Genomic DNA, 13,001 nt, shown 5'->3' on the forward strand with positions numbered 1-13,001 from the left:
CGCGTACGCGCGTCTGCGTCAACTGCAGTACGGAGTATCGCAATGACCCAAGGGACACCGGCCGCGCCTGGCGGCCCGTCCGATCCGCAGCCGCCGGCCTGGCGGCCCGCTCCCGGCCCGCGGCGCGCCGACGGAGAAACGCTGGAGCAGACGCTCGCCGATGTGCGCAGCAAGATCTACCCGCGCTCGGTCAGCGGCATATTCGCGCGCTGGCGCGTCGTGTTCGTGGTCCTGACCCAGTTGATCTTCTACGGCCTGCCGTGGCTGCAGTGGAACGGCCGGTAGGCCGTGCTGTTTGATCTGGGCGCGCGCAAGTTCTACCTGTTCGGGCTGGTGCTGTGGCCGCAGGACGTGGTGTACCTGGCCGTGCTGCTGGTGATCAGCGCGCTGGCGCTGTTCCTGTTCACGGCCGTCGCCGGTCGGCTGTTCTGCGGCTATGCCTGCCCGCAGACGGTCTATACCGAAATCTTCATGTGGATCGAGCGCCGCGTCGAAGGCGACCGCATTGCGCGCATCCGCCTGGACGAAGCGCCGTGGAGCGCGCGCAAGCTGCGCATCAAGGCCACCAAGCACGCACTGTGGCTGGCGGTGGCATGGTGGACCGGCTCGACGTTCATCGGCTACTTCGCGCCCATCCGCGAGCTGGGCCATCAGCTGTTCGCGCTGCAACTGGGCGCCTGGCAATGGTTCTGGATGCTGTTCTACGGTTTCGCCACCTGGGGCAACGCCGGCTTCATGCGCGAATCGGTCTGCAAGTACATGTGCCCGTACGCGCGCTTCCAGAGCGTGATGGTCGATCACGACACGTTCGTGGTGACCTACGACAAGCGACGCGGCGAGCCGCGCGGCGGCCGCTCGCGCAAGATCGACCACAAGGCGGCGGGCCTGGGCGACTGCGTCGATTGCAGCCTGTGCGTGCAGGTCTGTCCGACCGGCATCGACATCCGCGACGGCCTGCAGTACATGTGCATCGGTTGCGGCGCCTGTATCGACGTGTGCGGCCAGGTCATGGACAAGATGCGCTACGCGCCGGGCCTGATCCGCTATACGTCCGAGCGGGCCGTGGACGAGGGCCTGGACGGCCGGCGCGCTCGCTCGCATCTGCTGCGCCCGCGCGTGCTGATCTATGGCGGGTTGATCCTGGCGCTGGCGATCGCCTTCGTGGTGTCGCTGGGCATGCGCAACCCCTTGCGCGTGGACGTGATCCGCGACCGTGGCACGCTGGGCCGCGAGGTGGCCGGCGGATTGGTCGAGAACGTATACCGCCTGCAGATCATCAATACGTCCGACCAGCCCCTGCGCCTGCAGCTGACGGCCGAGGGCATCGACGGCCTGGCCGTGCTGGCCGGCCCCGCGACGGCTCGGACGTGGTGGAGGTGGAGGCCGCCGCCAACAAGCTGGTGCCGGTGGTGCTGCGCGCGCCGCGCGGCGATACCGCGCCCGGCGCCCATGCCATCGTCGTGCAGGCCCGTTCGCAGGACACCGGGCGTGTGCTGGAAGTGCGCGAACCCGCAAGTTTCTACCTACCCGAATAGGCCGGAGCCCCGGCAAGGAGACGCTTTCATGACCGATACGCCCGCTGCCCGCCCCTGGTATCGCGAACCGTGGCCCTGGATCCTGATGGCCGGGCCGCTGGTCGCCATCATCGGCTGCGTCATCACCATCTACCTGGCGATGACGCGCTACGGCGACCAGCCCATCGCCGAGGGCGCGGTCAAGCGCGGGCTGGTGGTCGAGCGCGTCGCCGCGCCGGCCGCCGACGCGCGTCGCTGAAGCGGAGCCGACCATGCGCTGGCGTTCGCTGATGTGGATACTCTGGCCGTCCTTCCTGGCCGCCGGCGTGGGCAGCGCGCTGATCTTCGCGCTGATCGACCCGCTGGACGTGGCCATCTTCGGCCAGGTGCCGACCAGCCGGACCGGGTTCTATACCGTGTCCTTCTTCGTGCTGTGGCTGGTGACGGCGCTCTCCAGCACCGTTACCGCCTACCTGATGCCTCCCGGCGACCAGGACGAGGCGCCGTTCTGAAGCGCCGTGTTTGCTGCGACGCAGCAAACACGGCGCGCGCAAGCCGGTAAGATCGCCGCCTGCCATCACGTTGAACAGGGGGCGACGGGCGTATCGTGGATGCATTGCATGTCGTGGTAGTGGCCGGCGCGGTGCTGGCCGGCTTCGTGCAGGGCCTGTCGGGTTTCGGCTACGGGCTGACCGCCATGTCTGTCTGGGCGTGGAGCATCGATCCGCGCCTGGCGGCCGCCCTGGTGGTGTTCGGATCGCTGACCGGGCAACTGATCGCCGCCTTCTCGGTGCGGCGCGGCTTCGACTGGCGGCGGCTGCTGCCTTTCCTGCTGGGCGGCCTGGTGGGCATTCCGATCGGCGTGCGCATCCTGCCCATGCTGGACGTCCATATGTTCAAGGCGCTGCTGGGCGGCTTCCTGGTGCTGTGGTGCCCGCTCATGCTGGCGGTGAAGTACCTGCCCCGCATCACGGCGGGCGGCCGGCTGGCCGACGCCGTCGTGGGCGGGCTGGGCGGCGTGATGGGCGGGATCGGCGGGTTCACCGGCACCTTGCCCACATTGTGGTGCACATTGCGCGGCTTTGCGCGCGACGAGCAGCGCTCCATCATCCAGAACTTCAATCTGGGCACGCTCTTGGTTACCATGGCGACATACGTCGGCACCGGCATCGTCACCGCCGACATGCTGCCGCTGTTCGGCCTGGTGGCGCTGGCGATGCTGATTCCCACCGTGCTGGGCACGCGCCTGTACCTGGGCATATCGGATCAGGCGTTTCGCCGCATCGTGCTGGGCCTGCTGACCTTGTCCGGCGTGGCCATGCTGGCCTCGTCGCTGCCCCGATTGCTATAGGCGCCCGCATGGCGGGCGCCGCGGGAGGCCCCATGCTGATCCGTTCCGAAACCCCCGCCGACCAGCGCGCCATCTTCGACGTGACGCAGGCGGCGTTTCGCGGCCATCCGCACAGCGAGCAGACCGAGGCGTACATCGTCCAGGCGCTGCGCGCCGCCGGCGCGCTGACGCTGTCGCTGGTGGCCGAGCTCGACGCCCGGGTGGTGGGCCATGCCGCGTTCTCGCCGGTGCAGATTTCCGACGGCAGTCCGTCGTGGTTCGGCCTGGGGCCGGTGTCGGTCGATCCGGCCCACCAGGGCCGCGGCATCGGCACCGCCCTGATCGAGCATGGGCTGGCGCGGCTGCAGGCGCGCGGCGCGGCCGGTTGCGTTCTGGTGGGCGAGCCGGCTTACTATGGACGTTTCGGCTTTCGGCCCGAACCCGGGCTGGTACTGCCGGACATGCCGCCGACGCATTTCCTGGCGCTGACCTTCGGCGCGCCCGCGCGCGGCACCGTCACCTACCATCCGGGATTCGCGGCGCGCGACGCATAATCCGCCGGGGCCGACAACTGTAGTCGGTGCTGGCGTGCAGTGGCGCGCGGCCAGCCGGTAGAATCGGCCATCCCGTACTTTTCCTCCAGGGAGACGCAGTGCAAGCAGTCATCTCCGTGCAAGGCCTGTCCAAGACTTATGCGTCAGGACATCCCGCGCTGAAGAACATCAACCTGGATATCCACCGCGGCGAAATATTCGCGCTGCTCGGCCCCAACGGCGCCGGCAAGACCACGCTGATCAGCATCATCTGCGGCATCGTCAATCCGGGCAGCGGGCGCGTGCTGGCCGACGGCCACGATATCGTGCGCGAGTTCCGCGCCGCGCGCGACGCCATCGGCCTGGTGCCGCAGGAACTCACCACCGACGCGTTCGAGACGGTCTGGAACACGGTCAGCTTCAGCCGCGGCCTGTTCGGCAAGCCGGCCGACCCGGCGCTCATCGAACGCATCCTGCGCGACCTCTCGCTGTGGGACAAGAAGGACAGCCGCATCATGGCGCTGTCCGGCGGCATGAAGCGGCGCGTCATGATCGCCAAGGCGCTGTCGCACGAGCCGCGCATCCTGTTCCTGGACGAGCCCACCGCCGGCGTGGACGTCGAACTGCGCCACGGCATGTGGCAGATGGTGCTGCGGCTGCGCGAAAACGGCGTCACCATCATCCTGACCACGCACTACATCGAGGAAGCGCAGGAGATGGCCGATCGCATCGGCGTCATCCGCAAGGGCGAGATCATCCTGGTCGAGGACAAGCACGCGCTGATGAGCAAGCTGGGCAAGAAGCAGCTCGTCATCATGCTGGATGCGCCGCTGGCCGCGCTGCCGGCGCTGGCCGGCGACTCCCAGCTCGAACTGGCCGCCGAGGGCACGCAGCTGGTCTATACCTACGACAACCAGGTCAGCGGCGGGATCGCCGCGCTGCTGCGCGAGCTGGACGCGCGCGGCATAGGCTTTCACGACCTGCAATCGTCCGAGAGCTCCCTCGAGGATATCTTCGTCAGCCTGGTGAGTGCGCAAACATGAACTGGTATGCCATCAAGGCCATCTACAAATTCGAAATGGCGCGCGCCTGGCGCACGCTGATGCAGAGCGTGGCCTCGCCGGTCATCTCGACCTCGCTGTACTTCGTGGTGTTCGGCGCGGCCATCGGCTCGCACATGGTCGAAATCGACGGCGTGAGCTACGGGGCGTTCATCGTGCCGGGCATGATCATGCTGTCGCTGCTGACCCAAAGCGTCGCCAATGCCTCGTTCGGCATCTACATGCCGCGATTTTCTGGCACGATCTACGAGATCCATTCTGCGCCGATCTCGTATGTCGAGATCGTGCTGGGCTACGTCGGCGCGGCGGCCAGCAAGTCCATCCTGCTGGGGCTGATCATGCTGGCGACGGCGCGCCTGTTCGTGCCGTTCCATATCGACCATCCGGTCTGGATGCTGGCCTTCCTGGTGCTGACGGCGGTGACCTTCAGCCTGTTCGGCTTCATCATCGGCATCTGGGCCGATGGCTTCGAGAAACTGCAGATCATCCCGCTGATGATCATCACGCCGCTGACCTTCCTGGGCGGCACCTTCTATTCGATCAAGATGCTGCCGCCGTTCTGGCAGACGGTCACGCTGTTCAACCCGGTGGTGTACCTGGTCAGCGGCTTTCGCTGGGCGTTCTATGGGTCGGCTGACGTCAGCCTGGGCGTGAGCCTGGGCATGACGCTGGCCTTCCTGCTCGTGTGCCTGCTGACCGTGCGCTGGATCTTCCGCACCGGCTACCGTCTCAAGACCTGAACGGCGCGCGCCGGCTCAGCCGGCCGGCGACTGCTGGCGCACCCACTGCATGAACAGGACGTAGCCCAGCCCGAACCCCACCGATCCCAGGAACAGGCCGACGATGCCGGCGGCCAGCACGCCGCCCAGGGCCCCGATCAGGATGACCGGGATGGGGATGTCGACCCCGCGCGCCAGCATCAGCGGCTTGAGCACGTTGTCGCACAGCGACACCAGCAGGCACCATACGGCGAACACGGCGGCGACCGTGGGGGTGTTGTTCAGGAATACGTACACCACCATGGGCACCATCAGCAGGAACAGGGGCAACTGCACGATGCAGATCAGCAGCGCCACGATGGCCCACAGCCCGGCGGCCGGCACGCCGGCCAGCAGGAAACCCAGGCCGGCCAGCACGGCCTGGATCAGGGCCACGCCGATCACGCCCTGGGCCACGGCCCGGATGGTGGCGGCCGTCAGCTGCGCCAGCGCGACGCCCTGTTCGGGCCCGGCGATGCGCACGCCGATCGCGTGCGCGGCGCGCTTGGCCGGGTCGGCATAGACCAGGATGACGCCCGCGATGGCGATCGAGGCCAGGAAGACGGCGATGCCCAGGCCGGCGCTGGCCATGCCCGCCAGCAGCCAGCGGCCGGCGGTGGCCAGGTGGGGTTGCAAGGGCTTGAGCACGTCCTGCAGGTTGGTCATCGCCTGCAGCCAGATTTCGTGCAGGCGTACACCGATCAGCGGCAGTTCGATCACGAAGTCCGGCGGCGCCGGGATGCGCACGATCCGGCCGGTGGAGTGATGGAAGATGTTCACCAGCGAGTCGCCCAGCGACGCGGTCAGCATGGCGCCGGGCACCAGCAGCACCAGCATGGTGGCCAGCGTCAGCACGACGGCGGCCAGCCGCGGGCGCGCGCCCAGCAAGCGGGTCAGCCGCATGTGCAGCGGCGCCAGGGTGACCGCCAGGATGATGGACCACAGCAGCATGCCGATGAAGGGTTCGGCGACCCGGTAGCACCAGACGGTCAGCCCGCCGATCAGGGTAATGCGGATGGCCAGGTCGAGCAGGTTGCGCGCAATGAAGCGTTCGGCCAGGGGATTGGATTCTGTCTGCATCATGAGCCTCGCGGATTGAAGACGGACTTCCGGCGCGCAGCGTCAGGAAAGCGGGCAACGGCAAGCGGGCGCGCGAGGCTATTCTACTGTCGGCCCGCCGCTAGGCGAGCTGGGGCTGCAGCGTGTGGGCCAGGAACTCGGCGGCCGGCAGCGGCCGGCCCAGCAGGAACCCTTGCAGCGAATCGCAGCCCATTTCGGTCAGGAAAGACTGCTGCGCCAGGGTTTCCACGCCCTCGGCGACGATTTTCAGGTTCAGCTTCTGGCCCAGCGCGATGATGGCCGACACGATGGCAGCATCCTCGTTGTCGTGCTCCAGCTGGTTGACGAAGCCGCGGTCGATCTTCAGCTCGGTGGCCGGCAGGCGCTTGAGGTACAGCAGGCTCGAATAGCCGGTGCCGAAGTCGTCGATCGAGATCGACACGCCCAGTTCGGCCAGTTCGCGCAGCACGGTCAGGCTGGCCTCGGCGTCGCGCATCGCGGTCGACTCGGTGATTTCGATGGCCAGGCAGCGCGGGGGCAGGTCGTGGCGCGCCAGCGTGGCGCGGATCGAGTCGATCAGGTCGGGTTGCGAGAACTGCAGCGACGACAGGTTCACCGCCACGGTCCAGTCGGCATGGCCCATGTCGCGCCATTGCCGCATCTGCCGGCATGCTTCGTCCAGCACCCACGCGCCGATGGAGAAGATCAGGCCGGTACGCTCGGCGATGGGGATGAATACGGTCGGGCCGATGACGCCGCGGGTGGGGTGGTTCCAGCGCAGCAGCGCCTCGGCGCCGACCACCGGGCCGGCGGGGGCGACGAACTTGGGCTGGTAATGCAGCTCCAGCTGATTGCGCGGCAGCGCCAGGCGCAGGTCCTGCAGCAACTGCAGCTGTTCGAGCGCGTCCTCGTTCATCGACGGCTCGAAGAAGCTGACGCGATGCGTCTGGCTCAGGCGCTTGGCGTGGTACATGGCGGCGTCGGCATGGGCCAGCAGCGTGCTGGCGTCGGCGCCGTCGCCGGGGAACAGGGCGATGCCGATGCTGGCGGCCACCGACACCTCGTGGCCCTGCACCTCGGCCGGGACGGTCAGCGTGTCGATCAGGCGTTCGGCCAGGCCGGCCGCGTCGTTCGGGTCGGGCAGGTCGGCCAGCACCACGAACTCGTCGCCGCCCAGCCGCGCCACGCAGTCCTGCGGCCGCATGGCGCGCTTGATGCGCTGCGCCATTTCGACCAGCAGCAGGTCGCCCGCGCCATGCCCGTAGGCGTCGTTGATGGCCTTGAAGCCATCCAGGTCGATGAACAGCAGCGAGAAGCCGCGCCCGGCGGCGGTGGCGCGGATGATGGCCTGCTTCAGGCGCTCGTCGAGCAGGGCGCGGTTGGGCAGCTTGGTCAGGGTGTCGTGCAGCGCCATCTGCACCAGTTCTTCATTGGCCTGCGCCAGCGAGGCATTCAGCGCCGAGGTGCGCGTCTCCAGCCGGGTGTCGAGCACCGCCACCACCAGGGCCACGGCCAGCACGGCCAGCGTGACGGCGGCGGTGGAGACCGCCAGCCAGCCGGCCGAGATGCCGCTGTTGGCGGCCATGCAGACGCTGCCTTGCGGGAAATTGGCGGCGGCCATGCCGGTGTAGTGCATGCCGACGATGGCCAGGCCCATGACGATGGCGGCGCAGATCCGATAGGCCGGCGCGCCGGGACGGTTGTGGCGCAGCGCGTGGGTGATCCACAGGGCCGCGCCCGAGGCCACGATGGCCACGGCCACCGACAGCATGAACAGGGCCGGCGAGTACTCGATGGCGGGGTGCATGCGCATGGCCGCCATGCCGGTGTAGTGCATCGCCGCGATGCCCGTGCCCATCAGCGCCGCGGCGCCGGCCAGGCGGCGCCACGGCAGCGTGGCGCGCGTCACCACCCACAGCGCGAACGCCGAGCAGGCCACCGCGAGCGCCATCGACGCCACGGTCAGCGCGACGTCGTAGCCCAGCGGGATGGGCAGGCTGAACGCCAGCATGCCGATGAAGTGCATGGACCAGATCCCCAGGCCCATGGCGAACGCGCCCCCGCCCAGCCAGACCCGCGCGGCCACGCCGCGGCTGGCCGCTACCCGGCCGGCCATGCCCAGGGCGGTGTACGACGCCAGGATGGCAACAAACAGCGAAGTCAACACCAGGGTTGCATCGTAATTGCCGACTAGCATCAGGAGCCTCCAGGAGTACGGCGCATGGCCGCGAGCGCGGGGAGAAAGGGTGCTTGCCGACGCCGGGCGCGTCGAGGTGCGCCAATATACCAGCGGGCGGGCGCTTGTGGGCGGGTCCAGGTCTAGGGGTGGGCGCGGCCGCGCAGCAGTTCGACCGCATGGCGCACTGCTGCGCTGCGGGGCTGGCGCCGGTACGCCATGTCCAGCAGCGCGCGCGGGGCGTCGCCGCGGATAGGGCGGTAGACGATGCCCGCGGCGCCCATGTGGCGCATGGCCGCGGGCACCACGGCAATCCCCACGCCGGCGGCCACCAGGCTGATGATCGACGCCATCTGCGGGGCCTCCTGGATGACGCGCGGCGTGAATCCGGCGCGCTGGCATGCCTGCATGATGGCGTCGTACAGGCCGGCGCCGATGGGGCGCGGGTACAGCACGAAGTCCTGTTCGGCCAGCGCGGCAACGGGTACGGTGCGCTTGCGGCACAGCGGGTGGTCCGGCGGCAGCGCCACCAGCATCGGCTCGTCCAGCACCCGTTCGCTGGCGAACTCATCGTCCAGGGCATAGGGAGGCCGCACGAACGCCACGTCCACCTCGCCGCTGCGCAGGCCCGCCAGCAGCGCCCGCGCATTGCTTTCGCTCAACGCAATGCGTACGCCGGGGTAGCGGTCGCGGTAGGCGCGGATGGCGCTGGGCAGGTACGGGTGAAAGACCGCCGAGGCCGTGAAGCCCACCGCGATGTCGCCCTGTTCGCCGTGGCCCAGCCGGCGCGCGGTCTCGACGGCCAGCTCGGCGGCGTGGAGCACCGCGCGCGCATCCTGCAGGAACCGGGCGCCGGCCTCGGTCAGGGCCACGCCGCGCGGCTGCCGCAGCAGCAGCGGCGTGCCGATCTCCCTTTCCAGCTGCTGGATCTGCAGGCTCAGCGGCGGCTGGCCGATGCCCAGCCGGGCGGCCGCACGGGTGAAATGCAGGTCTTCGGCCACGGCGACGAAGTAGCGCAGGTGACGCAGTTCCATTTTTTTAAAATATCATTGGTGCAGGTTTCATATATTGGACAAATGGCGGCCGGAAGTCTACTGTGGCCAGGCGGGCATGTGCTCCGCTTGCCGTTTTGTCGAGAACCCCATGCCGCCCCCGTCCGCCGTCGCCGCTACCCCGCCCACCACGCATGCCGGGGCGGATCCGGGGCAGCCTTACCTGCGGCGCGGCACGGCCGAGCTGCATCGCGCCCAATGGGCGCTGTTCGCCGCCGGTTTCGCCACTTTCTCCCTGCTGTACTGCGTGCAGCCGCTGATGCCGCTGTTCTCCCAGGCGTTTGCCGTCTCGCCGGTCCAGAGCAGCCTGTCGCTGTCGCTGTCCACGGTCTTCCTGGCGCTGGCCATTTTCCTGGTCGGGCTGTGGGCGCAGGCGCTGCCGCGCAAGGCCGTCATGGCGGTCTCGCTGTTCGCCGCCGCCACGCTGGGCACGGTGGCGGCCTTCGCGCCCGACTGGCACACGCTGCTGGTGCTGCGCGCGCTGCAGGGCGCCGCCATGGGCGGGGTGCCGGCGGTGGCCATGGCCTACCTGGCCGAAGAGGTCGAGCCGGACACCCTGGGTTTCGTGATGGGGCTGTACATCAGCGGCAGCGCGTTCGGCGGACTGACCGGGCGCGTCATCACCGGCTTCGTGTCGGACTACCTGGGCTGGCGCGCGGCGCTGGGCGCGCTGGGCGCGCTGGGCGCGCTGGGCCTGCTGGCGGCCGTCCTGTTCGTCTGGCTGTTGCCAGCCTCGCGCCGCTTCGTGCCGCGCCGCGGCAATGGCTGGCGCGACGCGCGGGCGGGCCTGGCCGCGCATCTGTGCCACGGCCGCCTGGTGGCGCTGTTCGCGCTGGCCGGCCTGCAGGCCGGCGCGTTCGTGACGGTCTACAACTACGTGGGCTACCGCCTGCTGCTGCCGCCGTTCTCGCTCAGCCAGACTTTCATCGGCGCCATTTTCGTGGTCTATCTGGTCGGCATCGTGGCTTCGACGCTGTTCGGCAGGCTGGCCGACCGGCATGGCCGGGGCGCCATGCTGTGCACGGCCACCAGCATCGCGATGGCGGGACTGCTGCTGACGCTGTCCGATGCGCTCTCGGTGCTGGTGGCCGGCATCGTCGTGTTCACCTTTGGCTTCTTTGCCGCCCATGCCGTGGCCAGCGGCTGGGTGGGGCAGATGGCGCGCGGCTACAAGGCGCAGGCGGCCTCGCCCTACCTGCTGGCCTATTACTTGAGCGCCAGCGTGCTGGGTTCGGTGGGCGGCGGCAGCTGGTCGCATGGCGGCTGGGCCGGCGTGGTGGCCCTGGCCGGCGCGCTGCTGGCCGGGGCGGTGGGGCTGAGCGCGTGGCTGTACCGGGGCAATCCGGCCCGCGGCGCGGCGGCCGCGGTCCGCCCGCCCGCCGCCTGAGCCCGGGCCGCGCATCGCGGCCGCCGCACGGCGCGCGCGGGCCCGTGCGCGCACGCTGCCGGGGCGGCGCGCCGGACTTGCGGCGGGGGGGTTGGGCGCTAGGCGCCGTTTTTCAGGATCGCGTAGATCTGATCCTTGAGATGCAGCTTTTCCTTCTTCAGCTTCTCGATATCCAGCGATGTGCCGGTGGCGCGGACGGCCTCGATATCCTGGATATGCTGGTCGAGGTTGTTGTGCTTGTCGTACAACCTGGAGAAATGCGGATCGTCGTTCTTGAGTCGGGATATCAAGTCGCGATACTCAGGGAACATGGGGACCTCCTTGATGAAAATACCGCGCCCGCCAGGGGGACGGTGCGGCGGTTCAAGATTGCCGGGTTCCTGATATGAACCCAGTATAGCGATTGCCGCGCGCTCCATGCGCCGCGCCGATTGCCTATCATGGCGTAACGGGCGCGCATCGCGCCGTCGACCTGTGGAGGCGCTATGTTCAGGATCAAGGGGTTGGACCACATCGTGCTGCGCGTGCGCGACGTGGCGCGCATGCGCGCGTTCTATGTCGACGTACTGGGTTGTACCGGCGAGCGCGAGCAGGCCGAACTGGGCCTGACCCAGCTGCGCGCCGGCAGCGCCCTGATCGACCTGGTGGCGCTCGATGGCAAGCTGGGGCGCGCCGGCGGCGCGGGGCCGGGCGCGCAGGGCCGCAACGTCGATCATTTCTGCCTGGCGGTCGAGCCGTTCGATACCGACGCGATCGTCGCCTATCTGCGTGGGCATGGCGTGGATGTGGGCGAAACAGGCATGCGTTATGGCGCCGGCGGCGAAGGGCCGTCGGTGTATCTGAGCGATCCCGAAGGCAACACCGTCGAATTGAAGGGGCCGCCAACGGCTGCATGAGCCAGCGGCGCTAGTAGCCGCCGTCACCGCCTCCGCCACCAGCGCCGGTATCGTCCGGCATGGAAGAGGCGGGGCGGCCGGCTCCGGGTTCGCCGGCGCAGCCGCCGGTCAGGGCGGCGATCGCCAGCATGGCGAGTATGAGCAAGCGCTTCATGGCGCGTCTCCTGCCGCGGCTAGCGCGGCGCTATCCGCATACCATAGCGCCGCGCCGGCTCGTTGCCAAGGCATCCTGTCCGGCATGCTCAATGCGCGCGCCGGCGCCCGAACACCAGCCCCAGCCCGGCAACGATGGCCGCCATGCCGGCCAGGCTGGCCGGCGCGGGCCGGTTGCCCAGCAGCAGGTAATCCAGCAGCGCCGTGCCGGGGGGCACCAGGTAGAACAGGCTGGTCACGTTGACCAGGTTGTCGCCCTGGATCAGGCGGTACAGCAGCAGCGTGGCCGCGACCGATATCACCAGCGCGAGCCACAGCCAGGTCGCCACGAAACCGGGGCTCCACTGCACCTGCCAGGGCTGTCCGGGCGCGAGCGCCAGGCACAGCGCCAGGCTTGTGGCGTACTGCAGCGGCAAGACCGCGCCGGGCGCCTGGCGCGACCCTTTCTGCAGCAGGGCGCCCGCCGTCATGCAGGCCAGCGCGGCCAGGGCGTAGGCCATGCCGGCGTGCTCCAGGCGCGCCACATCGATGTTGCGCCACACCACCAGCACCAGGCCCGCCAGGGCCAGCGTCAGCCCGGCCAGCCGGCGCGCCGGCAGGTCGCGCTCCAGCCATAGCAGCGTCAGCAGCGGCTGCACGCCCAGCACCGTGGCCAGCACGCCCGGCGTCACGCCGTGTTGCAGCGCCAGCAGATAGCAGATCGAATAGCCGCCCAGCAGCAGCGCGCCGGTGGCGGCGGTGCGCAGGCGCGTGCCAGGCGCGGGCAGGCAGCGCCCCGTGCGCAGGCCCAGGGCTGTCAGGACGGCCAGCGCCAGGGCGAAGCGCAGCACCAGGAAGGCAAAGGGCGAGGCATAGTCCAGCCCCCATTTGGCGAAGATCGCGCCGCTGCTCCACAGCAGCACGAAAAGCGCCGTCGAGCCGCGTGCGGCCCAGACGGTTTGATTGAATGGCATGTCGAATCACCTGTGTCGAATAACGCACGGGCCGCCGGCGCACGCGCGGGCGCGCACGCCATGGCCGCGCAAGGCGGCCGCGGTGCAGCGGCGACGGTATGGGGCCGGGAGGGCTGCGGATCAGCCCCG

General features: G+C 69.2%; 14 protein-coding genes and 1 pseudogene. 9 read left to right on the forward strand and 6 right to left on the reverse strand.

What is annotated here, in order from left to right; translation table 11 throughout:
* Positions 1-42 precede the first annotated feature (42 nt).
* From ccoG to LK409_RS06905, 7 genes and pseudogenes are all read left to right on the forward strand, one after another.
* Positions 43-1,535 (forward strand): annotated as a pseudogene (ccoG, locus tag LK409_RS06875) (cytochrome c oxidase accessory protein CcoG).
* 28 nt (positions 1,536-1,563) lie between these two features.
* Entirely contained in the window at positions 1,564-1,773 is a 210-nt protein-coding gene (locus tag LK409_RS06880) for a FixH family protein (RefSeq protein WP_003810390.1), read from the forward strand.
* 13 nt (positions 1,774-1,786) lie between these two features.
* Complete coding sequence (locus LK409_RS06885) at positions 1,787-2,026, forward strand: membrane protein (protein ID WP_003810392.1); 240 nt, start codon at positions 1,787-1,789, stop codon at positions 2,024-2,026.
* A 95-nt stretch (positions 2,027-2,121) separates the two neighbouring features.
* The gene (locus tag LK409_RS06890; RefSeq protein ID WP_003810394.1) at positions 2,122-2,865 is read left to right on the forward strand and encodes a sulfite exporter TauE/SafE family protein; all 744 of its coding nucleotides are present in this window, start codon (positions 2,122-2,124) and stop codon (positions 2,863-2,865) included.
* Positions 2,866-2,897: 32 nt separating this feature from the next.
* Positions 2,898-3,398: a GNAT family N-acetyltransferase gene (locus LK409_RS06895; RefSeq protein ID WP_010930780.1), complete on the forward strand. Its 501-nt coding sequence runs from the start codon at positions 2,898-2,900 to the stop codon at positions 3,396-3,398.
* 98 nt (positions 3,399-3,496) lie between these two features.
* The gene (locus LK409_RS06900; protein WP_041937170.1) at positions 3,497-4,420 is read left to right on the forward strand and encodes an ABC transporter ATP-binding protein; all 924 of its coding nucleotides are present in this window, start codon (positions 3,497-3,499) and stop codon (positions 4,418-4,420) included.
* Positions 4,417-5,178 (forward strand): ABC transporter permease, encoded by a 762-nt coding sequence (locus LK409_RS06905; RefSeq protein WP_003810400.1) that lies wholly within the window; start codon positions 4,417-4,419, stop codon positions 5,176-5,178. The genes LK409_RS06900 and LK409_RS06905 overlap by 4 nt, the downstream gene beginning before the upstream one ends.
* 15 nt (positions 5,179-5,193) lie before the next feature.
* Here LK409_RS06905 and LK409_RS06910 read toward each other — a convergent pair whose 3' ends face one another.
* The 3 genes from LK409_RS06910 to LK409_RS06920 form a co-directional block, all read right to left on the reverse strand.
* On the reverse strand, positions 5,194-6,279 hold the full coding sequence (locus LK409_RS06910) for an AI-2E family transporter (protein ID WP_010928205.1): 1,086 nt from the start codon (positions 6,277-6,279) through the stop codon (positions 5,194-5,196).
* Positions 6,280-6,376: 97 nt separating this feature from the next.
* Positions 6,377-8,452, reverse strand: coding sequence for a putative bifunctional diguanylate cyclase/phosphodiesterase (locus LK409_RS06915; RefSeq protein WP_010928206.1), 2,076 nt, complete (start codon positions 8,450-8,452; stop codon positions 6,377-6,379).
* 122 nt (positions 8,453-8,574) lie between these two features.
* The gene (locus tag LK409_RS06920; protein WP_010928207.1) at positions 8,575-9,465 is read right to left on the reverse strand and encodes a LysR family transcriptional regulator; all 891 of its coding nucleotides are present in this window, start codon (positions 9,463-9,465) and stop codon (positions 8,575-8,577) included.
* A 109-nt stretch (positions 9,466-9,574) separates the two neighbouring features.
* Here LK409_RS06920 and LK409_RS06925 point away from each other — a divergent pair, with 109 nt between their 5' ends.
* Positions 9,575-10,870 carry an MFS transporter gene (locus tag LK409_RS06925; protein ID WP_010928208.1) on the forward strand — a complete coding sequence of 432 codons (1,296 nt, stop codon included), beginning with the start codon at positions 9,575-9,577 and terminating at the stop codon, positions 10,868-10,870.
* 98 nt (positions 10,871-10,968) lie between these two features.
* On the opposite strand, the gene LK409_RS06930 is transcribed toward LK409_RS06925, so the two are convergent.
* Positions 10,969-11,181 carry a YdcH family protein gene (locus LK409_RS06930; RefSeq protein ID WP_010928209.1) on the reverse strand — a complete coding sequence of 71 codons (213 nt, stop codon included), beginning with the start codon at positions 11,179-11,181 and terminating at the stop codon, positions 10,969-10,971.
* A 174-nt stretch (positions 11,182-11,355) separates the two neighbouring features.
* On the opposite strand from LK409_RS06930, the gene LK409_RS06935 reads away from it, so the two are divergent.
* Positions 11,356-11,766 (forward strand): VOC family protein, encoded by a 411-nt coding sequence (locus LK409_RS06935; RefSeq protein ID WP_003810412.1) that lies wholly within the window; start codon positions 11,356-11,358, stop codon positions 11,764-11,766.
* Positions 11,767-11,776: 10 nt separating this feature from the next.
* On the opposite strand, the gene LK409_RS06940 is transcribed toward LK409_RS06935, so the two are convergent.
* Both LK409_RS06940 and LK409_RS06945 read right to left on the reverse strand, forming a co-directional pair.
* Entirely contained in the window at positions 11,777-11,920 is a 144-nt protein-coding gene (locus LK409_RS06940) for a hypothetical protein (protein WP_153566172.1), read from the reverse strand.
* An 88-nt stretch (positions 11,921-12,008) separates the two neighbouring features.
* Positions 12,009-12,872, reverse strand: coding sequence for a DMT family transporter (locus LK409_RS06945; RefSeq protein WP_010928210.1), 864 nt, complete (start codon positions 12,870-12,872; stop codon positions 12,009-12,011).
* Between the last annotated feature and the right edge of the window lie 129 nt (positions 12,873-13,001).

The organism is Bordetella parapertussis (assembly GCF_020735925.1).
GTDB classification, from domain to species: domain Bacteria; phylum Pseudomonadota; class Gammaproteobacteria; order Burkholderiales; family Burkholderiaceae_B; genus Bordetella; species Bordetella pertussis.